This is a genomic window from uncultured Gemmiger sp., from assembly GCF_934561205.1.
In the GTDB taxonomy this organism is placed as follows: Bacteria; Bacillota; Clostridia; order Oscillospirales; family Ruminococcaceae; genus Gemmiger.
In genome coordinates, this window is the sequence record NZ_CAKTFU010000011.1 from 41,989 (window position 1) to 63,312 (window position 21,324).

General features: G+C 59.7%; 18 protein-coding genes and 2 tRNA genes. 5 read left to right on the forward strand and 15 right to left on the reverse strand.

From position 1 onward, the window contains the following. Positions 1–27 precede the first annotated feature (27 nt). Together Q0I19_RS07870 and Q0I19_RS07875 are read left to right on the forward strand one after the other, a co-directional pair. Positions 28–867, forward strand: coding sequence for a stage 0 sporulation family protein (locus tag Q0I19_RS07870; protein ID WP_294760852.1), 840 nt, complete (start codon positions 28–30; stop codon positions 865–867). A gap of 160 nt (positions 868–1,027) precedes the next feature. After that, complete coding sequence (locus tag Q0I19_RS07875; protein WP_294760850.1) at positions 1,028–1,195, forward strand: 4Fe-4S binding protein; 168 nt, start codon at positions 1,028–1,030, stop codon at positions 1,193–1,195. 105 nt (positions 1,196–1,300) lie between these two features. On the opposite strand, the gene aroD is transcribed toward Q0I19_RS07875, so the two are convergent. Both aroD and Q0I19_RS07885 read right to left on the reverse strand, forming a co-directional pair. After that, positions 1,301–2,041, reverse strand: coding sequence for a type I 3-dehydroquinate dehydratase (gene aroD, locus Q0I19_RS07880; RefSeq protein ID WP_294760848.1), 741 nt, complete (start codon positions 2,039–2,041; stop codon positions 1,301–1,303). Between the two features lie 9 nt (positions 2,042–2,050). Next, positions 2,051–2,644 carry a cytidylate kinase-like family protein gene (locus Q0I19_RS07885; protein ID WP_294760846.1) on the reverse strand — a complete coding sequence of 198 codons (594 nt, stop codon included), beginning with the start codon at positions 2,642–2,644 and terminating at the stop codon, positions 2,051–2,053. 201 nt (positions 2,645–2,845) lie between these two features. Here Q0I19_RS07885 and Q0I19_RS07890 point away from each other — a divergent pair, with 201 nt between their 5' ends. Continuing rightward, positions 2,846–4,177, forward strand: a complete 1,332-nt coding sequence (locus Q0I19_RS07890) for an MFS transporter (RefSeq protein WP_294760845.1) — start codon at positions 2,846–2,848, stop codon at positions 4,175–4,177. 331 nt (positions 4,178–4,508) lie between these two features. Here the strand turns inward: Q0I19_RS07890 and Q0I19_RS07895 are convergent, their stop codons facing one another. The 3 genes from Q0I19_RS07895 to Q0I19_RS07905 are packed head-to-tail and all read right to left on the reverse strand — an operon-like array spanning position 4,509 to position 7,472. Then, the gene (locus Q0I19_RS07895; protein WP_294760844.1) at positions 4,509–5,939 is read right to left on the reverse strand and encodes a polysaccharide biosynthesis C-terminal domain-containing protein; all 1,431 of its coding nucleotides are present in this window, start codon (positions 5,937–5,939) and stop codon (positions 4,509–4,511) included. A 54-nt stretch (positions 5,940–5,993) separates the two neighbouring features. Continuing rightward, positions 5,994–6,548 carry a YgjP-like metallopeptidase domain-containing protein gene (locus tag Q0I19_RS07900; RefSeq protein WP_294760842.1) on the reverse strand — a complete coding sequence of 185 codons (555 nt, stop codon included), beginning with the start codon at positions 6,546–6,548 and terminating at the stop codon, positions 5,994–5,996. 57 nt (positions 6,549–6,605) lie between these two features. Beyond that, positions 6,606–7,472, reverse strand: a complete 867-nt coding sequence (locus tag Q0I19_RS07905) for an AraC family transcriptional regulator (RefSeq protein ID WP_294760841.1) — start codon at positions 7,470–7,472, stop codon at positions 6,606–6,608. A gap of 774 nt (positions 7,473–8,246) precedes the next feature. Between Q0I19_RS07905 and Q0I19_RS07910 the strand changes: the two genes are divergently transcribed. Both Q0I19_RS07910 and uxuA read left to right on the forward strand, forming a co-directional pair. Then, entirely contained in the window at positions 8,247–9,863 is a 1,617-nt protein-coding gene (locus Q0I19_RS07910) for a mannitol dehydrogenase family protein (protein WP_294760840.1), read from the forward strand. A gap of 78 nt (positions 9,864–9,941) precedes the next feature. Next, complete coding sequence (gene uxuA, locus Q0I19_RS07915; RefSeq protein ID WP_294760838.1) at positions 9,942–11,039, forward strand: mannonate dehydratase; 1,098 nt, start codon at positions 9,942–9,944, stop codon at positions 11,037–11,039. Positions 11,040–11,853: 814 nt separating this feature from the next. Here the strand turns inward: uxuA and Q0I19_RS07920 are convergent. The 10 genes from Q0I19_RS07920 to mnmE all read right to left on the reverse strand — a co-directional run bounded on the left by Q0I19_RS07920 (position 11,854) and on the right by mnmE (position 21,148). Continuing rightward, positions 11,854–11,925 (reverse strand) — tRNA-Glu (locus tag Q0I19_RS07920). 91 nt (positions 11,926–12,016) lie between these two features. Beyond that, positions 12,017–12,093: transfer RNA gene (locus Q0I19_RS07925), tRNA-Met, on the reverse strand. Between the two features lie 148 nt (positions 12,094–12,241). Further along, complete coding sequence (serS, locus tag Q0I19_RS07930; RefSeq protein WP_294760837.1) at positions 12,242–13,552, reverse strand: serine--tRNA ligase; 1,311 nt, start codon at positions 13,550–13,552, stop codon at positions 12,242–12,244. Between the two features lie 45 nt (positions 13,553–13,597). Beyond that, positions 13,598–14,488, reverse strand: a complete 891-nt coding sequence (locus Q0I19_RS07935; protein ID WP_294760835.1) for a ParB/RepB/Spo0J family partition protein — start codon at positions 14,486–14,488, stop codon at positions 13,598–13,600. An 18-nt stretch (positions 14,489–14,506) separates the two neighbouring features. After that, positions 14,507–15,271, reverse strand: coding sequence for a ParA family protein (locus tag Q0I19_RS07940; protein WP_294760833.1), 765 nt, complete (start codon positions 15,269–15,271; stop codon positions 14,507–14,509). A 339-nt stretch (positions 15,272–15,610) separates the two neighbouring features. Then, complete coding sequence (locus tag Q0I19_RS07945; protein ID WP_294760832.1) at positions 15,611–16,450, reverse strand: ParB/RepB/Spo0J family partition protein; 840 nt, start codon at positions 16,448–16,450, stop codon at positions 15,611–15,613. A 122-nt stretch (positions 16,451–16,572) separates the two neighbouring features. Beyond that, positions 16,573–17,277, reverse strand: a complete 705-nt coding sequence (gene rsmG / locus Q0I19_RS07950) for a 16S rRNA (guanine(527)-N(7))-methyltransferase RsmG (RefSeq protein ID WP_294760830.1) — start codon at positions 17,275–17,277, stop codon at positions 16,573–16,575. Next, on the reverse strand, positions 17,274–19,163 hold the full coding sequence (mnmG, locus tag Q0I19_RS07955) for a tRNA uridine-5-carboxymethylaminomethyl(34) synthesis enzyme MnmG (RefSeq protein ID WP_294760827.1): 1,890 nt from the start codon (positions 19,161–19,163) through the stop codon (positions 17,274–17,276). Before mnmG ends, rsmG begins: the two co-directional genes overlap by 4 nt. 125 nt (positions 19,164–19,288) lie before the next feature. Continuing rightward, the gene (locus Q0I19_RS07960) at positions 19,289–19,642 is read right to left on the reverse strand and encodes a four helix bundle protein (protein ID WP_294760825.1); all 354 of its coding nucleotides are present in this window, start codon (positions 19,640–19,642) and stop codon (positions 19,289–19,291) included. Between the two features lie 114 nt (positions 19,643–19,756). Then, positions 19,757–21,148 carry a tRNA uridine-5-carboxymethylaminomethyl(34) synthesis GTPase MnmE gene (gene mnmE / locus Q0I19_RS07965; protein ID WP_366012631.1) on the reverse strand — a complete coding sequence of 464 codons (1,392 nt, stop codon included), beginning with the start codon at positions 21,146–21,148 and terminating at the stop codon, positions 19,757–19,759. Between the last annotated feature and the right edge of the window lie 176 nt (positions 21,149–21,324).

Genomic DNA, 21,324 nt, shown 5'->3' on the forward strand with positions numbered 1-21,324 from the left:
TTTCAGATTTGCAAAAAGGAATACCCAATGAAAGTTATCTCTGTTAAATTCAAAGAAAACGGCCGGGCGTACTATTTTGACCCCGGCGCGTTCACCGTCACCGAGGGCGATTACGTCATCGTGACCACCGCCCGCGGCACCGAATGTGGCGAGGTCGTGCGCGGCCTGCACGAGGTGCCCGGCTTCTCGCGCGAGGTCAAGCCGGTCATCCGCGTGGCCGACGCCGTGGACGTGCGCCGCATGCGCCAAAACCGCGTGGACGTGCAGCAGGCCTACACCGTGTGTGAGCAGCGCATCGCCGCGCACAACCTGCAGATGAAACTCGTCGACGCCGAGTACACGCTGGACCGCAGCAAGCTGGTGTTTTACTTTACCGCCGACAACCGCGTGGATTTCCGCGAGCTGGTCAAGGACCTGGCCGCGCAGTTCCACACCCGCATTGAGCTGCGCCAGATCGGCGTGCGCGACGAAAGCAAGATGCTGGGCGGGCTGGGCATCTGCGGGCAGCCGTTCTGCTGCAGCCGCTTTTTGAAAAATTTCCAGCCTGTGTCCATCAAAATGGCCAAGGAACAGGGCCTGAGCCTGAACCCCGCCAAGATCAGCGGCTCCTGCGGGCGGCTGATGTGCTGCCTTGCCTACGAGCAAAAAAGCTACGAATACCTAAATTCCATCACGCCGCAGGTGGGCAGCGTGGTGCGCACGCCTGACGGTGAGGGCACCGTCATTGAGGCAAACCCTGTGGCGGGCACGCTGAAAGTGCGTTCCAACGTTGAAATTCTGGCGCCGCGCGTCTATAAGCTGACCGACTGCGTCTATTTGCGCGGCGGCAAGCGCGCCCCCAAAGCCCCCGACCCCGACATGGATTGATGCGCGGCAAAAATTCCTGCCGCGAACACTTGCATCCCCCGCCGTTTTATGATAAAATACTTGTAACATAGTGGGCTTGCCCGCCGTGTGCCGTACCGGGAAGCAGCCGTGCAGGGCCGGTAAGGGTACTTGAATCAGCACGGAGATAAGGAGTATCACGATGGCTCATACTGTTTCTAGCGAGTGCGTTGCTTGCGGTGCATGTGTTGACGCTTGCCCCGTCGGTGCAATCAGCATGGAGGACAAGGCTGTGGTCGACGCTGCTTCCTGTGTCGATTGCGGCGCCTGCGAGGGCGTTTGCCCCACCGGTGCTATTCAGCCGGAATAAGCTGACAAAGCATTCCCGTGCGGTCGAAAGACCGCACGGTTTTTTGTTTGTACGGAAAACCGCGCAATTCCCACGGCGGGAACTGCGCGGTTTTGTTGTACTTTTTTACGTTCTGCCGCTTTTTTGCAGCCAGTCGTACAGCGCGGCGGCGGCAGGCTGGCCGGGCGCACTGGCGGTCCCCAGTGTGCCGAAGGTCGCACAGCTGCCGAACGCTCCGCCGCAAAAGCGGGTGACTTCGCCCAGTTTGCCCATGCTCATTGTCAGAAAATGGCCGTCGGGGCAGGCGTCGGCGGCCTGTGCCGTGGCCTGCAAAAGCCGTGCGGCGTCGGCGGCGGTGTGCGGCATGACCGCCAGCTTGGCGATATCCGCCCCCGCGCGCTGCATGGCCAGCAGCGTTTCGGTCATGGCATCGGTGGCGGGGGTCACATCAAAATGGTGCTCGCTGAAAATGATCCGCACGTTTTTTTCGTGGGCGGCTGCCAGCAGCGCGGCGCGGTGGGCGGCGGCGGGCAGCCATTCAATGTCCAAAAAGTCCATGCCGCCCGCTTGCAGCAGCTGCAGGCAGGCATCGCGGTAGGCGTCGGGCGTAAAGGGCGCTTCGCCCCCCTCGGCGGCGGTGCGTATCGTGACGATCAGCGGCTTGTGCAGCGCGGCACGCACCGCACAAAGGGCGTCGGTATAGCTTTCGCGCGGGAGTGGGTCCAGGCGCAGCTCGGCCAGCTCGGCAAAGGGGCTGGCCTCGGCGGCGGCGGTCTGGGCGCGCAGCGACATTAAATCGCGGGCAAACAGCGGCACGATGATGCGCGGCCGCGTGGGCGAAAACTCCATATCTCGGACAGTCAGCATACAAACCCCTTACTTGATATCCTTCGCCGCCGCCAGCAGCAGCTCGTAGGCTTTGTCAAAGCCCAGCTTGCCGGTGTTCAGCGTCAGGTCGTAGTTGCGGCTGTCGGCGTACTGCCGCCCGGTGTAGCGGGTGCAATAGTCCTGCCGGGCGCGGTCCACGGCGACCATATCCTTCTCGATCTGGTCGCGGGTGGCGTCGGGCATCAGCTCCTGCATGTGGCGGATGCAGAAATATTTGTCCGCATGTACAAAAACGCGCAGTGTGTGGTCAAATTCGCGCAGGATATAGTCGGCGTTGCGTCCCACAATGACGCAGCTTTCATGCTCGGCCAGCTGGCGGATGGCTGCCACCTGCGCGTTCCACAGCTCCTCGCTCAACGGGCGGCTGTAAAAGTTGAACAGGCTTTGGGTAAAGCCGAACTCGTGGGGGACGCGCTCGTCCCATTGGCGCACCTGCGCGGGGGAGAGGTGCGCGCTGGCCTTGGCGGTTTGCAGAATAATGTCGCGGTCGTAGTATTCAATGCCCAGCTCCTGCGCCAGGCGCCGCCCCAGCGTGCTGCCCCCGGCACCGAAATCGCGGGCGATGGTGATAATGCGTCGCATAAAATGACCTCCCTTTATAACAGGCAAATAAATTTCTTACCCCTATTGTAACAAAATCTACGGCAAATGCAAGTGTAGGTGTTCGTCAAATTTCAGCAAATATTGTACAAGTTTCCACAAAAATATAGACAAAGTGTTCAAACGATGATACAATATAGCCAGTATGGGGCGCAGCGTCCCCGCAAGTAAGGAGAATTTGAAGTGAAACTGAACAACCGCCGCACCATTTTGGTGGGTCTGGCGTTTTTGTCCATCTGTACGTTCTGGCAGATGTACGACAGCGTCATGACCTTGATTTTGACCGACACCTTCAAGCTGAACGAGACCTTCGCCGGTGCCATCATGGCGGCGGATAACGTACTGGCGCTGTTTTTGCTGCCGTTTTTTGGTGCGCTGTCCGACAGGACCACCACAAAAATCGGCCGCCGTATGCCGTTTATTGTGGGCGGCACGGCAGCTGCCGCCATTTTGATGAACCTCATCCCCCTGCTGGACGACCGCTACGCCGCCAACCCCGCGCCGGGCACGCTGGTGCTGTTTATTGTGGTGCTGGGTCTGCTGCTGGTTTCCATGGGCACCTACCGTTCGCCGGCGGTCGCCCTAATGCCCGACGTCACCCCCAAGCCGCTGCGCAGCCGCGCCAACGCCATCATCAACCTGATGGGTGCCGTGGGCGGCATTTTGTACCTGGGCCTGGCGGCGGTGCTGTACCCCGCGTCCAAAACCAAGGGGCTGGCGCACGTCAGCTACCGCCCGCTGTTCTTTATTGTGTCGATGATCATGGTCACGGCGGTGCTGATTTTGTACCTGACCATCAAGGAACCCAAGCTGCAGGTGGAAAACCAAAAGCTGGAGGCGGCGCACCCCGAATGGAACCTTGCCGCCGATGACGGCACCGGCCACGAGGTTTTGCCCGCGCCCGTCAAGCGCAGCCTGACCTTTTTGCTGATTTCCATCTCGCTGTGGTTTATCGGCTATAATGGCGTTACAACGTGGTTTACCAAGTATGTCGAGGCCGTCATGGGCGAGGGGTTGGGCGGTGCGTCCACCTGCTTGCTGGTCGCCACGGCGGGCGCGATCGTGTCGTACATTCCCATCGGCGCGCTGGCTGCCAGGATCGGCCGCAAGCGTACCATCCAGTGCGGCATTGTGCTGCTGGCCACCTGCTTTATGCTGGGCTACCTGCTTACGACGATGTACTCCTCCATCCAGCCCATCATGTATGTGGTGTTTGCGCTGGTGGGTCTGGCGTGGGCGGCCATCAACGTCAACTCGCTGCCCATGGTCGTGGAGATGTGCCGCGGCAGTGATATCGGCAAGTTTACGGGGTATTATTACACCTTCTCGATGGCGGCGCAGGTCGTTACGCCCATTGTGGCGGGCAGCCTGATGCGCGCCATTGACTACCGCGTGCTGTTCCCGTATGCCGCGACCTTTGTGGCACTGAGCTTTGTGACGATGTGCTTTGTGCGCCACGGCGACACCAAGGCCGAGGCCAAAAAGGGTCTGGAAGCCTTTGAGGACATGGATTGATTTTGGGGTAGGATAGAAAATAAACTAGGGGGGCGGCCGATGGCCGCCCCCTCAGCTTGTAGAAAAAGCCTGTTTCCGGAAGATTTGTAGGGATGGGTCTTGACCCATCCGCACATCTGGCCGCGCGCAGCGCATAAAATCGCGCCGAATGGCGCGCGGTTTTCTCGTTGTGTCGTTCTTTTGGCGAGGCGGCACGGAACGGTCAAGACCGTTCCCTACAAACCATTCGATAGGTCGCAAATGCTGCATAAAGTCAAAGAAGGTTCTTCGACAGCCTAAAGGGGGGCGGCCGATGGCCGCCCCCCCCTGCGTTTGCTGTACACCCGTTTTGTCAGGCTTTCTTTTTGATAAACCGCCCCAGCAGTTTTTCCAGCATACTGAAAATCTCCCGCAGGTTCAGTGCGCAGACCGCCGCCGTGATGACAATGACCGGCAGCACCCAATGCTCGACATTGAACATAAACCAGATTTCGCCCAGCACCAGGGCCAGGTTCAAAAGCAGCCACGCAGGGTGGAAATCCATATCCAGCAAGCCGCGCGTGGAGTAGGCGCGCAGAATAAACACCAGCATCAGGCTGATGAAGCTGGCGGGGGTCACGCCCCAGGGGCCGAACCACTGAATGAACAGGTAGTTCAAAATCAGGTTGACCACCGCGCCGCACAGCATCGTGACCAGCGAACCGGTGCTGCGCTTGTACACCACATAGATGCTGTTCAAAAACTGGTTCAGGCAGGTGCACATGGAGCAGAGCGTCAGGAACGGCACAAAAGTCCATGCCTCGAAGTAGCTGGCCTTGAAGATGCGCATCATAGGCTGGCACAGCATAATGATGCCCGCCACGCCGCAGAACATGACGCTGGCGTAAATGCGGAACACCTTGCTGAAAAACACCTGACGGTCGGCTTCCTCGGTCACGGCGGAAAGCTGCCACGCCTCGTAGAAGATCGTGCCCAGAATGGTGATGACCTGCGGCAGAAAATACCCCGCCGACAACAGCCCCACCCAGTGGTTGCCGCTGCGGCCTTCGTACCCCTCGCACAGCGCCTGCACAAAAAACATGTCGCTGGCGTTGATGATCCAAAAGCTGATGGACGCGGGGATCATGGGCAGGCAGTAGCGCAGCATGTCCTTCCACAGCGGCAAATCAAACGATTTAACGTCAAAATATTGGTAGCATTTGCCGGCAAAAAAGACAAACACCATACTGGTCAGGTCTGCCATGGCGTTGGCCAGCAAAAAGCCGGTGGCGCCCATTTTGAACACCGTCAAAAAAACAAGGTAGTAGATAAGCAAACTGAGCGTTGTCAGAACACCGTCCAGCGCCACAAGGCGGTTGAGCAGCCGCGAACGGATAAACTGCGTACACAGCGTGCGCAGGCAGCTGGCCAGCACGCAAAGGTACAAAAACGGCAGGTATTCGGCGGCGTTGGGTATCAGCCGAACCAGCGGCATGGCCAGCAGCAGCAGGCAGAAGCCGGCGCCGATGGTGGCCGCGCCGTTGACAAAGACGCTGTCCTTATTGATCGATTTGTCCAGCCCGAAGCGGATGACCGCATACGCCACGCCCAGGCTGACGACGGGGATCAGCAGGTTGGTGGCCTGCTGCAGCAGGCTGGAAACGCCCATGATGTCGGGGGTGTCCAGCGCGTAGCTGAGGTAGGGGCGGATAAAAAAGCTGAGCAGCTTGGAGCTGAAGTTGGAAATGGCAAACAGCAGGGTATTGCTCATCAGCGTTTGATATTTTTTGTGCGAAGATGCCACGGCAATGCTCCTTTATACATGGTAGGGTGGGGGATGGTTCGGGGAAGTGTGCCGCTACCCCAATTTCAGCAGGCGTTGGCGCTGCTTGTAATCGGGCAGCACGGCGGCCACCGCCGCCCAGAAGGCGGGGCTGTGGTCGGGGTGGGCGAAGTGGCAAAACTCGTGTACCACAACATATTCCTGCGCGGCAGGGGGCATGACACAAAGCCGCCGCGCAAAGGCCAGTGTGCCGGTTTTCAGGCTGCAGGAGCCCCAGCGGGTGCTCATGTCGCGCACGGCAATTTTGGGCATCTGCCCGCAGGGGCAGGTGGCCGCAAACTGTGGATAGTATGCGCGGCACAGCGCGGTCATATGGGCCAGCGCGTCCGCTTTTGGCGGTAATGCGTCGTTTTGCTGCTGTTCGGCAGCGGCGCGGCGGGCGGCGCGGGCCTGTGCGGCGCGCACCCAATCGGCGCGCGAGGCCACAAAGGCGTCCACCCATTTTACCGCCAGACGTGTGGGGGCGCTGGCGGCAACCGAGCCGTCCGCCCGCACACGCAGGTTGATGTTGCGCACCCGCCGCCGCGTCAGCGTGTAGGCGATGCCCGCAGAGACCCGCTGTTCTGCCATACAAACCCCTTTCGTTTTGAACATTGTACTCGCTTTTTTTGCATTATGCAAGCGGAATTATCGCCGCAGGCTCTGCACATACTGGCGCGGGGTCTGGTTGTACTCCGCCTTAAAGGCGCGGTAAAAGTTGGCGTAATCGCCAAAGCCGCAATACTGGCAAACCTCGTTGGGCAGCACGCCGCCTGCTAAAAGCTGCTTGGCGTTCAGCAGGCGTTTTTGCAAAATATAGCGATGCACCGTGGTTCCAACCTGCGCGTCGAACTTGCGCAGCAGGTGATATTTGCTGATAAAAAACTTTTCGGCCAAAAGATCCAGCGTCAGCGGCTCGTTGTAGTGCTGGTTGATGTAGTGCAGCACGGCGTCCACGACCTGGTCGCTGGTGCCCGCGGGGTGGATGTCGGCGCGGTCGGCGGCGGCGCGGTTCAGCCCGACCAGCAGCTCCATCAGGGCGCCCTGCGCCAGCAAGTCGCTGCCGTAGTCCTGCTGTGCCTTGGCGGCGCACAGGCGTTCGACGGTGCTGCGCAGCTGCGCGCCCGATGTGCCCGGCAGACGGATCAGGTTGGTGTGGCCGGGCACGCTGGTGTCAAAGCAGCGGGTCAGGCTGGTGCGCGGGGTGGACAGGCTTTCCAGATAGGAGCGCCGAATCCACAAAACGATGCGCTCATACGCGTCGGCATCGGTGGCGATGCGCGCCTGATGCAGCTCCAGCGGGCTGATGAGCATCCAGTCGCCGGGGCGCACGCGGTAGATCTGGTTTTCGACGATGTATTCCACGCGGCCGCGCAGCAGCAGGTAGATCTCGTAAAAATCGTGGTGGTGCAGCTCGACCTCGTTCATATAAGCCGAGTGGTAGCGGTAGACCTCATAGTCCGGCGCGATCATCGACTGCCGCGTGGTGTAGGGGTTGAAGTTGGAGGAGGACATAGGACACCTCGTTGGGAGAGTTGAAAATTGAGAGTGGGAATGAGTAGGGGCGGGGCATGCCCCGCCCGCGATTTTGCGGTTACAACAGCATAACGGGCAAACGGCATTAGCGGCTTCCCCTTTTGGGGGAAGCTGTCACCGCAGGTGACTGATGAGGGGGGCAGCTGCCGGATGGTTTCCCCTCATCCGGCGCGCAAGCGCGCCACCTTCCCCCCAAGGGGAAGGCTCAGACTGTCGATAAACCTAACAAGATGATTGCGAACTCTCGGTAGGTTTGTAGGGAACGGTCTCGACCGTTCCGTGCTGCTTTGCAAAAAGCACGATATATCGGGAAACCACGCGCCATTCGGCGCGATTTTATGCGCTGCGCGCGGCCAGATGTGCGGATGGGTCAAGACCCATCCCTACAAATCTTCCGGAAACAGGATTTTTCTACAAGCTGGGCTTCCCCTTTTGGGGGAAGCTGTCACCGCAGGTGACTGATGAGGGGGCAGCTGCCGGATGGTTTCCCCTCATCCGGCGCGTTCCGCGCCACCTTCCCCCCAGGGGGAAGGCTTCCCCTTACGGCAGGTTCAACCCGCATTTTCCGCCCCAAAACCCTTATTATTTCCTAAAATTCATTTTAGCGCAATTTTTGCAATTTTTCAAGCAACTACGGCCATTTTAACGAAAAAAATTGCGCGGTATACTATAAATATAGCGGGCACAAAACTGCCCACAGGGTTTAGAGCAGCCAAGGCGCTGCCGCGATTATAAAAAAGGAGAGCTACCACTATGCAGATGAATGCCGCTTCTATCGTAAACCAGAAAGCCGAGTGGGAAAAGCTGGGCGTTAAGCTGCCCAAGTTCGACCACGCCGCCATGACCGCCGCCACCAAGGAGCACCCCATCTGGGTCCACTTCGGTGCGGGCAATATCTTCCGCGGCTTTATTGCCGCCCTGCAGCAGCGCCTGCTGAACGAGGGTCTGGCCGACCGCGGCATCATTGCGGCCGACACCTTCGACTACGACATCATTGACAAGATCTACACCCCGTTCGACAACCTGACCATGAACGTCACCCTCAACCCGGACGGCACCACCAGCCGTGAGATCATCGGTTCTGTGGCCGAGGGTCTGCGCGCCGATTCGTCCGACGCCGAGATGATGGCTCGCTTCAAGGCCATCTTCACCGATCCCAGCCTGCAGATGATCTCCTTCACCATCACCGAGAAGGGCTACGCCCTGTACCGTCCCGACGGCAGCCTGATGCCCGTTGTGCAGGCCGACATTGACGAAGGCCCCGCCCACGCCCGCCATGCCATGAGCATGGTCGCCGCCCTGCTGCTGGAGCGCTTCAACGCCGGTGCGTACCCCCTGGCCGTCGTCAGCATGGACAACTGCTCTCACAACGGCGAAAAGCTGCAGTCCAGCGTCATGACCGTTGCCAAGGCCTGGCTGGAAAAGGGCTACGTCGGTCAGGATTTCATCGACTACCTCAGCGATGAGAGCAAGATCGCCTTCCCCTGGTCCATGATCGACAAGATCACCCCGCGCCCCCACAAGATCGTGGAGGAGCAGCTGGTTGCCGACGGCATCGAGAATATGCAGCCCATCGTCACCGGCAAGAACACCTTCATTGCCGCGTTCGTCAACGCCGAGCGCCCGCAGTATCTGGTCGTTGAGGACAAGTTCCCCAACGGCCGCCCCGCGCTGGAAAAGGCCGGCGTCTACATGACCGACCGCGACACCGTCAACAAGACCGAGCGCATGAAGGTCACCACCTGCCTGAACCCCCTGCACACCGCCATGAGCGTTTACGGCTGCATGCTGGGCTACACCCTGATCTGCGACGAGATGAAGGACGCCGACATCGTCGCCCTCATCAAGCGTCTGGGCTATGTCGAGGGTCTGCCCGTTGTCGTTGACCCCAAGATCATGAGCCCCAAGGCGTTCATCGACGAGGTCGTTGAGCAGCGTCTGCCCAACCCCTTTATGCCCGACGCACCCCAGCGTATCGCCACCGATACCTCCCAGAAGGTCGGCATCCGCTTTGGCGAGACCATCAAGAGCTATGTCGCCGAGGGCCGCGATCTGAACACGCTGGTGTCCATTCCTCTGGCCATCGCCGGTTGGCTGCGCTACCTGCTGGCCATCGACGACAACGGCAACGCCTTTGAGGTTTCCGCCGACCCGCTGAAGGACGACCTGCAGGCCAAGCTCGCCGGTATCGAGTTCGGCAAGCCCGAAACCGTCACCGACCAGCTGGACGGCATCCTGTCCAACGCTTCCATCTTCGGCAGCGACCTGACCAAGACTGTGCTGGCTGACAAGATCAAGGCATACTTCAAGGCAGAGATCGCCGGTGCCGGTACTGTCCGCAAGACCCTGCACGACGCCCTGAACGGCTGATAAGACAACACAGGACCCCGCGCCGCCCGGCGGCGTACAATCAGATAAACGAAATTCATAAAATAAAAGGAGGCCCCTATGCCAATGCAAATGGGTTGGCGCTGGTACGGTGAGGGCAACGACCCCATCACCCTGCGCGACATCAAGCAAATCCCCGGTGTTACCAGCATCGTCTGGGCGCTGCATCACAAGATGCCCGGCGAAATCTGGGAGGAGTCCGAAATCAAGGAAGTTATGGACCAGCTGCACGAGTACGGCTTCAACGGCGACGTTGTCGAGTCCGTGAATGTCCATGACGACATCAAGATCGGCCTGCCCACCCGCGACAAGTACATCGAAAACTACAAGCAGTGCATCCGCAACCTGTCCAAGTTCGGTGTCAAGGTCATCTGCTACAACTTTATGCCCATCTTTGACTGGACCCGCACCGACCTGTTCCACCCCGTGGGTGACGGCTCCACCGCCCTGTTCTATCAGAAGGACATGATCCAGGACGACTACAAGGCGATGGCAAAGTACATCCTCGACTTCACCGAGAAGTACAACATGACCTTCCCCGGCTGGGAGCCGGAGCGTATGGCGAAGCTGGACGAGCTGTTCAAGGCATATGCCCCCGTCACCAAGGAGAAACTGTGGGATAACCTGAAGTACTTCCTCGAAGCGCTGATGCCCACCTGCCGCGAGTGCGACGTCAAGATGGCCATCCATATGGATGATCCCCCGTGGGATATCTTTGGTCTGCCCCGCCTGCTGACCAACGCCGAGAACATCGACCGCTTCCTGTCCATGGTGGACGACCCGTACAACTGCCTGACCCTGTGCAGCGGCAGCCTGAACGCCGACCCCAACAACAACGTTGCCGAGATCGTGCGCAAGCATTGCGACCGCATCGCCTTTGCCCACATCCGCAACATCCACCACTTCGACAACGGCGATTTCAGCGAGGCCGCCCACCGCGATTGCTGCGGCGAGACCGGCATCATTGAGATCCTGCGCGCCTACCACGACGGCGGCTACGAGGGCTATATCCGCCCCGACCACGGCCGCCAGCTGTGGGAGGAAGGCCCCGGCAACTGCCGCCCCGGCTACGGCAAGTACGACCGCGCCCTGGGCATCCAGTATATGCTGGGCGTCTGGGACCTGCTCGACCGTCTGGACGAGGAAAAGAATAAGTAATCTCCGTTTTCTTCATACGAACCTATACAAAAAGGGCAGCCTGCAAGGGCTGCCCTTTTTGTGTTATATGGCTTTTCCGGCAGGTTTGTAGGGGCGGGGCATTGCCCCGCCCGCGACCTGCCGCCATAGGAAACCTTGCGGGTACATTTGTAGGGAACGCATATATGCGTCCCGCAGCTAGTAGAAAAAGCCTGCTTCCGGGACATTTGTAGGGATGGGTCTTGACCCATCCGCACATCTGGCCGCGCGCAGCGCATTAAATCGCGCCGAATGGCGCGCTATTTCCTGATACATCGTACAATCGGCTAGGTTGCAAGGAGAGGTCAAGACCCCTCCCTACGAATAAGCGGATGATGAGCGATTATAGGCAAAGCACCCATTTCCGGCAGGTTTGTAGGGGACGCATATATGCGTCCCGTGCCGTTTGCCCGTCATATCGCAATATCCGGGCGGTTGCAACGGGCGGCATATATGCCGCCCCTACAAATAACCCGGTAAATAGCGGTTTCCGTTATGTCGCGGGCGGGGCGTGCCCCGCCCCTACCGCGAGGTAAAGCCTTCCCCTTGGGGGGAAGGTGGCGCGGAACGCGCCGGATGAGGGGGAAGTGTCCGGCAAGTGCCCCCTCATCAGTCACCTACGGTGACAGCTTCCCCCAAAGGGGGAAGCCGCCGTGCGGTATGACCCGAACGGGAATCTCCCGCGGGCTAAGCAAAGCCCCACCGGGGCTTTGCTTGCGCACTGCGGTGCGCCGCCCTGTTCGATTCCTCGTACGGAAACAAAAAAAATCCTCATCCTGAGATGAGGAATTTTTTATGACCCGTACGGGAATCGAACCCATGTTACAGCCGTGAAAGGGCCGTGTCTTAACCGCTTGACCAACGGGCCTTACAAATACAGAGCTTCGCTAAAACCTCCGACTTTCATCGTCCACTACTGCGGACGACCGTCCCCCTTATCTTAGCGAAACTCTGTAACGTGGTAGCGGTAACTGGATTTGAACCGGTGACACTTCGGGTATGAACCGAATGCTCTAGCCAACTGAGCTATACCGCCATGTATTGTCCGCGCTTCAAGGCGCTCTATTATTATACGCAATCGGGCGGCATTTGTCAAGCGATTTTTTGCAAAAAATCAAACTTTTTGAAAAAAATCTGCCCGCGGCAAGCAGCCGCGGGCAGACCGATTTCTATTTCAGAACCAATTATTTCTTGTTGGGCACCAGAACGGCCTTGCCGCCCATATAGGGGCGCAGCACCTCGGGGATGGTAACGCTGCCGTCCGCCTGCAGGTGGTTCTCCAGGAAGGCGATCAGCATACGCGGGGGCGCCACGCAGGTGTTGTTCAGGGTGTGGGCCAGCTGCGGCTTGCCGTCCTCGTCCTTATAGCGGATGTGCAGGCGGCGGGCCTGTGCATCGCCCAGGTTGGAGCAGCTGCAAACCTCAAAATACTTCTGCTGGCGGGGGCTCCAAGCCTCGATGTCGCAGCTCTTGACCTTCAGATCCGCCAAGTCGCCGGAGCAGCACTCCAGCTGGCGGACAGGGATCTCCAGAGAGCGGAACAGCTCCACCGAGTTTTTCCACAGGCGGTTGTACCAGTCCATGCTGTCCTCGGGCTTGCAGACGACGATCATCTCCTGCTTTTCAAACTGGTGGATGCGGTAGATGCCGCGCTCCTCGATGCCGTGGGCGCCCTTCTCCTTGCGGAAGCAGGGGGAGTAGCTGGTCAGGGTGAGGGGCAGGGAAGTGCCTTCCAGCGTCTGGTCAATGAAGCGACCGATCATCGTGTGCTCGGATGTGCCGATCAGATACAGATCCTCACCCTCGATTTTGTACATCATAGCGTCCATTTCGGGGAAGGACATAACGCCCTTGACGACGTCGCCATGCATCATGAACGGGGGAATCACATAGGTAAAGCCCTTTTTGTCGATCATGAAATCGCGGGCGTAGGCCAGCACAGCCTCGTGCAGGCGGGCCATGTCGCCCAGCAGGTAGTAGAAACCGTTGCCGGAAACGCGGCCGGCGGCGTCCAGATCGATGCCGTTGAAGCTCTCCATGATTTCAACGTGGTAGGGGATGGGGTAGTCGGGCACGACAGGATCGCCGAAGCGCTGAACTTCAACATTGTGGCTGTCATCGGGGCCGATGGGCACGCTGGGGTCAATCATCTGCGGGATGGTGTACATGATCTCCTGGATCTTTGCCTGCAGCTCGTCCTCTTTGGCCTCCAGCTCTTTCAGGCGGTCGGCCTGTGCGGTGACCTGCTTCTTGACTTCCTCGGCTTCGGCGGCCTTGGCGGGGTCCTTCTTGGCCTGACCCATCAGCATGCCGATCTGCTTGGACAGCTTGTTGCGGTTGGCGCGCAGGTCGCTGGCCTCACCGATGGCGGCGCGGTACTCGGCATCCAGACGGATGACCTCATCCACCAGCGGCAGCTTGCTGTCCTGGAACTTTTTGCGGATATTCTCCTTGACAAGCTCAGGGTTTTCGCGTACAAAACGAATGTCTAACATGATACTTTACACTCCTCATATTGGTAAAATATGGCATCTATAGTTTTAGTCCTGCCGTTCGGGGTCATACTGCCCCAAAAGGCTGACGAACTGCTGCAGCATCTCATCGCTGTAAAAGTCGATTTTCAGCGAGCCTTTGCCGTCCTTGTAGTCGACGTGGACCTCGCTGCCGGTGACCTCTTTCAGCGCGGCCTCGATCTCCACCGCGCGCTTGGGACGGTTAAAGGGGTCGGGCTTGGGCTTGGGCGGTTTGGGCGGCTTGGACAGCTTTTTGCAAAGCACCTCGGTCTGGCGGACGTTCAAGCCTTTTTCGGCAATTTCCTTGGCGGCGTCCTGCATCAGCCCGGCGCTGGGCAAGCCCAGAAGCACCTTGGCATGTCCGGTGGAAAGCTGCCCGCCGCGCACTTGGGTGCGCACGTCGTCGGGCAGGGTGAGCAGACGCAAACTGTTGGCGACGGCGCTGCGGCTTTTGCCCAACCGCTTGGCGGCGGTTTCCTGCGTTAAGCCGTACTTTTCAATCAGCTGCTTGCAGCCTTCGGCGACCTCGATGGGGTCCAGGTCCTCGCGCTGCAGGTTTTCGATCAGCGCTAAGGCGGCGGCCTGCTCGTCGGTGACGTCCTTGATTAAAACGGGCACCTCGTCCAGACCCGCCAGCCGCGCGGCGCGCCAGCGGCGCTCGCCCGCGATGATGATGTACCCGGTACCCAGCTTTTTGGGGCGCACGGCGATGGGCTGCAGCAGGCCGTTTTCGGTGATGCTGGCGGCCAGCTGGTTCAGCGCATCCTGGTCAAAATGCTTGCGGGGCTGCTCGGGGTCGGGTTCAATTTCCCGCAAAGGCAGGGTGGAAACGCCCGCGTCGTCGCCGGTCGTTTCGGGCAGGTCGGCAAACAGGGTGTCCAGACCCTTGCCAAGCCCGCCCAGCTTTTTCTTTGCCATAGGCACCTCCTGTGCGGTTTAGTGTTCGTTGTGGTTTAAGAATTCCCGCGCCAGCTCCATGTAGGCCTCGCTGCCCTTGCCGTTCGGCTCATAGAAATTGATGGGCATACCGAAGCTGGGCGCTTCCGACAGGCGGACAGAGCGGGGGATGACCGCCTTGTACACCTTGTCGCCGTAGTATTTTTTGACCTGCGCGACGACCTGCATCGTCAGGTTCAGCCGCCCGGAGTACATCGTGAACAGCACACCCTCGATGTCCAGATAGCGGTTGTACTTTTTGCGCACGATTTTTAAGGTGTTCATCAGCTCGGTCAGGCCTTCCAGCGCGAAATACTCGCACTGCAGGGGGATCAGCACCGTGTCGCTGGCGCACAGGCCGTTGACGGTCAGCAGGTCGAGCGACGGCGGGCAGTCGATGAAGATGTAATCGTACAGCGGCACGATGGGCGCCAGCACGCTGCGCAGACGCATTTCGCGCCGGGGCAGGTTGACCAGCTCGACCGCCGCGCCCGCCAGCTGTGTGTTGGACGGCAGCAAATCGGCGTTGTACTCGGTCTTGACAATGGCGGAGCGCACATCGTCGTCGTCGATCAGGCAGGTGTAGACGTCGGCGTCCAGCTTGTTTTTGGACACGCCGTAGGCGCTGGTGGTGTTGCCCTGCGGGTCGAGATCGACGATCAGCACCCGTTTGCCCAGCGCAGCCACGCAGGACGACAGGTTGACGGCGGTCGTGGTTTTGCCCACGCCGCCCTTTTGGTTTGCCACTGCAACGACCTTTGCCACCTTGTTGACCTCCTAAAAAACGCAGAAATAGATGTACAAACCTATTATAGCACATTGCGCGGGCATAAAAAAGGGGGCAAACACAAAAAATCCCCCGCAAATGTTCCACGTGGAACATTGAGGGGGAGGGTTGCGGGTCATTGGGGGAGAGGGAGCGTTGTTCAAATAAGAAATAATAAATAAGAAATGTGGTGTGCCCGCCGCGCGGGCACATTTTTATGACGCGGGAAACTATCGTTTGTTTGTGCCTTTGGCACAAACTCCACCTTATTTATTATCTATTATCTTTTATCTATTATCTCTGTGTAATATTTTCCGGTCAGGCATTTGCTTTATCCATCACACCTTCACCTCAAAACATTCCTCCTCCGCGGCTTCCTCAGGCTTTACAGGAATCCGCACCGTGTACTCCAAGCACCCGTCGCGCTTGTCGCAGTGGGTCGTGGCGGCAATGCCCTTTTGCGTCATCAAGTCCACCGCGTGCTGCAGGGTGTTCACAAAAAACCGCACGTCGCGCACCATCGGCGTTACCTTGCGGCAGGGGCTGGGGGAGGTGGGGTTCGCCAGCATCGTGTCCACCAGCTTGTCGGCCTGGCGCACGCTCATGTTGTCGCGGGCAATTTTTTCCAGCGCGGCGGTGCGGCGGCTTTCGGGCAGACGCAAAACGGCGCGGGCGTGCCGCTCTGAAAGATGATGTACCATACACAGCTCCTGCTGTTCGGGCGTCAGCGTCAGCAGCCGCAGCTTGTTGGCCAGTGCGGGCTGGCTCAGCCCCAGGCGGCGGGCGGCCTCCGCCTGCGTGCAGCCCCACAGCCGGATGACCTCTTTAATGCCGCGCGCCGTGTCAAACGGGTCGAGCTGGCTGCGCTGCAAATTTTCCAGCAGCCCCAGCGCCGCCGACTCGGAATCATCAAAGTCCGCCAAAATCGCGGGGATCTTTTCCAGCCCCGCCAAGCGGCAGGCGCGCAGGCGGCGCTCGCCCGCCACAAGCTGGTATTTGCGCAGCCCGACCCGCCGCACGCTGATGGGTTGCAGCAGCCCGTTTTGCACAATGCTGACCGCCAGGGCGGCGATCTCGTTTTCATCAAATACGGTGCGTGCCTGATACGGCGACGGCTCAATGCAATCGGGCGGCAGCAGCAGCACCCGCCCTTGCTTTTGCAGTTCTTTCTTTGCCATTTTTCTGCATCCTCCCAACAAACAAATAAAAAATGCTATGCCTTTTTTCGTAAAAAGCATAGCATAAATGGCAAAAAATGGAAACTAAAATCGTTCGCGCAAAACCGCGCGGTTTCGACGGCTTACAGCGGTTTTTTTGCAATTTTTCCGCCGTTTCGGGGGTAAACGGTCGGAGTTTGCGATATTTTTTTGCACAGCACCAGCCCGCGGGCGCTGCCGTCGGGCAGGGTAAAGGTGCGGGTCTCGGCGTAGGCGCCGCCCAATTTCTTTAAGGCGTTGGCACCGGCCTTGGCTTCGGCGTCGGCTTCGGGACCCTTCATCGCCAAAAACACGCCGCCGACCTTGACCAGCGGCAGGCAGTACTCGCACAAAACGGGCAGCGCTGCCACGGCGCGGGCACCGGCAATGTCAAATTGCTCGCGCCAGATTTTGCGGGCGGCTTCCTCGGCGCGTTCCTTGGCAAATTCAACGCCGGTCAGCCCCAGCTCGGCGCAGGCGTAGCGCAAAAAGTCCACGCGCTTGCCGGTTGGCTCCATCAGGGTCAGCTGCAGGTCGGGCTTGTAGATTTTTGCCACAATGCCGGGAAAGCCCGCGCCGGTGCCGACATCCACCATTTTGCCCTGCACCTCGGGCTGGGCGGCAAACAGCAGGCTGTCGGCAAAGTGGCGGTCCTCAATGCCTTCGGGGCTGGTGATGGCGGTCAGGTTGACCTTTTGGTTGTAGTCCACCAAAATTTCGGCGTAGCGGTCCAGCTGGTCCAGCTGGGCGGGGGACAGCGCAATGTTCCACGTGGAACATTTTTCGGCAAGGCGGGTTTTGTTTATCATAGCGTTTCTCCGTTTTGTGTGCGGTTGGCTTTCAGCAAAATTAAGCTCAGCTGGGCAAGGTCGCTGGGGGACACCCCGGGGATGCGCCCCGCCTGCGCCAAATTGCGCGGGCGGATTTTTTGCAGCTTTTCGCGCGCTTCCAAGGTCAGCATTTCCAGCGGCGCGTAGTCAAAATCTTCGGGTATGGCAACGCCCTCGTGGCGGCGGATGTCCCGGATGATGCGTTCCTCGCGCGCAATGTAGCCCGCGTAGCGGATCTCGGTTTCGATGCGCTGCGCCATGGCGGGGGTGATGCCCTCGCCCGCGCCGATCAATTGGGTGATCATCGCGTAGCTTACGGCGGGGCGGCGCAGCAGTTCCAGCGCGGTGCCGCCGCTTTCGCCCAGCTCGGCGTCGGCGGGGGCCAGGGCGCGCAGGTCTGCCATCTTGACGCGGGTGGTTTCCAGCCGCTTGAGTTCCTGCTGCTTGATCTCGCGGTCGCGGCAAAAGGCTGCCCAGCGCGCATCATCCACCAGCCCGAACTCGCGGCCGATGGGGGTCAGGCGCTCGTCGGCATTGTCCTGGCGCAGGCTCAGGCGGTATTCGCTGCGGCTGGTCATCATACGGTAGGGGTCCATCACGCCCTTGGTCACAAGGTCATCGACAAGTGTACCGAGGTAGCTGGTGTGGCGTGCCAGCACCAGCTCGGTCTTGCCCAGCGCGTGGCGGGCGGCGTTCAAGCCCGCCAACAGCCCTTGGGCGGCGGCTTCCTCGTAGCCGGAGGTGCCGTTGAACTGCCCCGCGCCGTACACACCGGCGGCGACCTTGCTTTCCAGCGTCGGCTTTAAGGTGGTGGGGTCAACGCAGTCGTACTCGATGGCGTAGGCGGGGCGCATGATCTCGATGTTCTCAAAGCCCCGGATGGCGCGGTACATCTCGTTCTGCACGCACTCCGGCAGGCTGGACGAAAGCCCCTGCAGGTACATTTCCTCGGTGTCCTCGCCGCAAGGCTCGACAAAGATGGGGTGGCGCTCTTTTTCCTTAAAGCGGACGACCTTGTCCTCAATGGACGGGCAGTAGCGCGGACCCACGCCTTGGATGTCGCCGCCGTACAGCGGCGAGCGGTGCAGGTTGTCCAGGATGATGCGGTGCATTTGGGGGTTGGTGTAGGCGATGTAGCAGTCCACCTTGTTGTGCATCGGCGTGCGGGTCAAAAAGCTGAAGGGCTGCAATTCGCTGTCGGGGTCGCCGGGCTGGCGTTCCAGCTTGGAAAAATCAATGCTGCGGCGGTGTACGCGGGCGGGCGTGCCGGTTTTGAAGCGGCGCAGCGTAAAGCCCTGCGCGACAAGGCTTTGCGTCAGCGCGGTGGCGGCGTGGGTGCCGTCGGGGCCGCTGTCGTAGTGGGCGTCGCCCACAACAATGCGCCCGCCCAGGCTGGTGCCGGTGGCAATGACCAGCGCCTTGCAGCCGTAGTAGCCGCCCAGCTGGGTCACGATGCCGCGGATTTGCCCGTCCTGAATGTCGGCGGCCACGACCTCGGCCTGGTGGATGTCCAGGTTGGGGGTCAGTTCCAGCGCGTGTTTCATCCAGATGTGGTAGCGCTTGCGGTCGGTCTGCACGCGCAGGCTGTGTACGGCGGGGCCTTTGCCGCGGTTGAGCATCCGGCTTTGCAGAAAGGTTGCATCCGCCGCAATGCCCATCAGCCCGCCGAGCGCATCGACCTCGCGCACAAGATGCCCCTTGGCGGTGCCGCCGATGGACGGGTTGCAGGGCATATTGCCGATAAAATCCAGCGAAAGGGTAAACACAGCGGTTTTTGCCCCCAAAACCGCCGCCGCGTGGGCAGCCTCAATGCCCGCGTGTCCCGCGCCGACTACAATAACGTCGTAGGTTCCTAGAATGTCCATAAGTGTTAAATCCTCTTTTTAGATAAAAGATAATAGATAAAAGATAATAGATAATAAATAAGGGTGCGCCTGACGGCGCAAATTTTATTAGGCTAACCCTCAAAAAAGGGGGTGGCAGAATACCATTACGGCGTTGCCTTGCAGCTTTTTAAGGTTGCAATCAGGATGCGTTTGATTTCTACGCAATCCTGCAAAAGCGCTGCGCAGCTTTCCGGCGGCAGAGTGTCGGAGTCGCGCAGAAGTTCTATCCAGTATTCGGTTTCGGCGGTTTCCTTTAAGGCAATTTGCATTTTGGCAATAAAGTCCGCGCGACTCAAACCGTAGATGGCCTCACGGACATTGGCACCGATGGAAGTAGCACTGCGCAGTAGCTGTCTTGCCAGAACCTCGTTTCCTCGATCACGGTTCAGTGTGCGGTATAAGCGAATCACGGAAAGAGATAAGGCGGTGGTTTTGTTCTTCAGCGCATTATTTTCCATAACGAACCTCTTTTTTTGAGCAGGAGCGCAGCGACTGCGATCCACCATAATTATTATCTTTTATCTCTTATCTTTTATCTTTTCTAATTATCTCTTGACTTTTATCTTTTTGTTTTACTTCCCCACACAGAATGTCTCAAACACCTCATCGATCGTCCGTTCCCCGGCGTCCTCGCCGGTCAGGTCGCAGAGCGCCTGCAGGGCGTCCGTTAGGCAGACGGCGGCGGCGTCCAGACCAAACCCGTTCTGCTTGGCGCAAATCGCCTCGGTCAGGGCGTCGCGGGCGCGGGTGGCGGCGGCCAGCTGGCGGGCGCTGCAAAGCTGCGCGGCGTTCGGGTCCAGCTGCGCCGTGCCCAAAAGCTCGGCCACGGCGGCGGTCAGCGGCTGCAAACTCGCGGCATCGCGGGCGCACAGCGTGATCACCTGCTTAAAATACGGCTGCAGCTGTGCCTTGGCGGCATCGGTGGAATCCGCCAAGTCCTGCTTGTTCAGCACCGCCAGCGCCGGGCGCCCCTGGCAGCGGCGGGCAATTTCCAGATCCGCATCGGTCAGCGGCTGCGCGGCGTCAAACACCGCCAGCACCAGCCCGGCTTCTTCCAGCTTTTTCCAGCTGCGGCGGATGCCCTCGGCTTCGATGGCATCGCCGTCCGCCCCGACCTCACGCACACCGGCGGTGTCAAACAGGTTCAGCCGGATATCCCCCAGCTGCACCGCCTGCTCGACAATGTCGCGGGTCGTACCCGCCACCGGCGTCACGATCGCGCGGTCAAAGCCCGCCAGCAGGTTCAGCAGCGTGCTTTTGCCCACGTTGGGGCGGCCCAGCAGCACGCAATCTACGCCGCGCCGCAGCACCGCGCCCGCGCCGTAGCCGGAAATCAGGCTGTCCAGCTCGGCTTTTTGCTGCTGCAGGGCGGCGGTGAACTGCGCGTCCGAAAGCTCCGGCACGTCCTCCTCGGGGTAATCGACCCACGCGGTCAGGTGGGCGTTCACGCTTTGCAGCGCGGTTTGTATGCCGCCGATGCGCTTGGCAAGCCGCCCGTCCAGCGCGGATTTTGCCAGCGCGGCGCCCTGCCGTCCGTTGGCGGAGATGACCTCCATGACCGCCTCCGCCTGCGTCAGCGACATGCGCCCATGCTCCAGCGCGCGGCGGGTAAATTCGCCGGGCGCGGCGGGCGCAGCGCCTGCCAGCAGCAGCGCTTCCAGCAGACCGTCCGCCATGGCGGTGCCGCCGTGAACCGACAATTCAATGACGTCCTCGCCCGTGTAGGAGTGCGGTGCGCGGAAAAACAGCGCCACGGTTTCGTCCATTTCGGCACCGCGCAGGGTGTAATGCCCGAACAGCGCCGTGTACCCGCGGGCATCCATCACGGATTTTTGACGATGCAGCGGCACAAACACCTTGCTTACGATGGGGTAGGCCTCCGGCCCGGAAACACGCACCACGGCAATGCCGCCCGCACCGGGGGGCGTTGCCAGCGCGCAGACAGTTTGCTGCATACGATCCATAGTTGTGACGCTCCTTAAAAACATACTCTAACACTTTAGCATACCACGAAAACGCGCATTTTTCCAGAGGGTTTGGCGATTTTTCGCGAAATTTTGCAAAAAACAAAAGCGGGAAAGTTTTTAACAGTTCGGTTAAAAACTTTCCCGGAAAATAATCATTACCCCGCTGGCGCTGA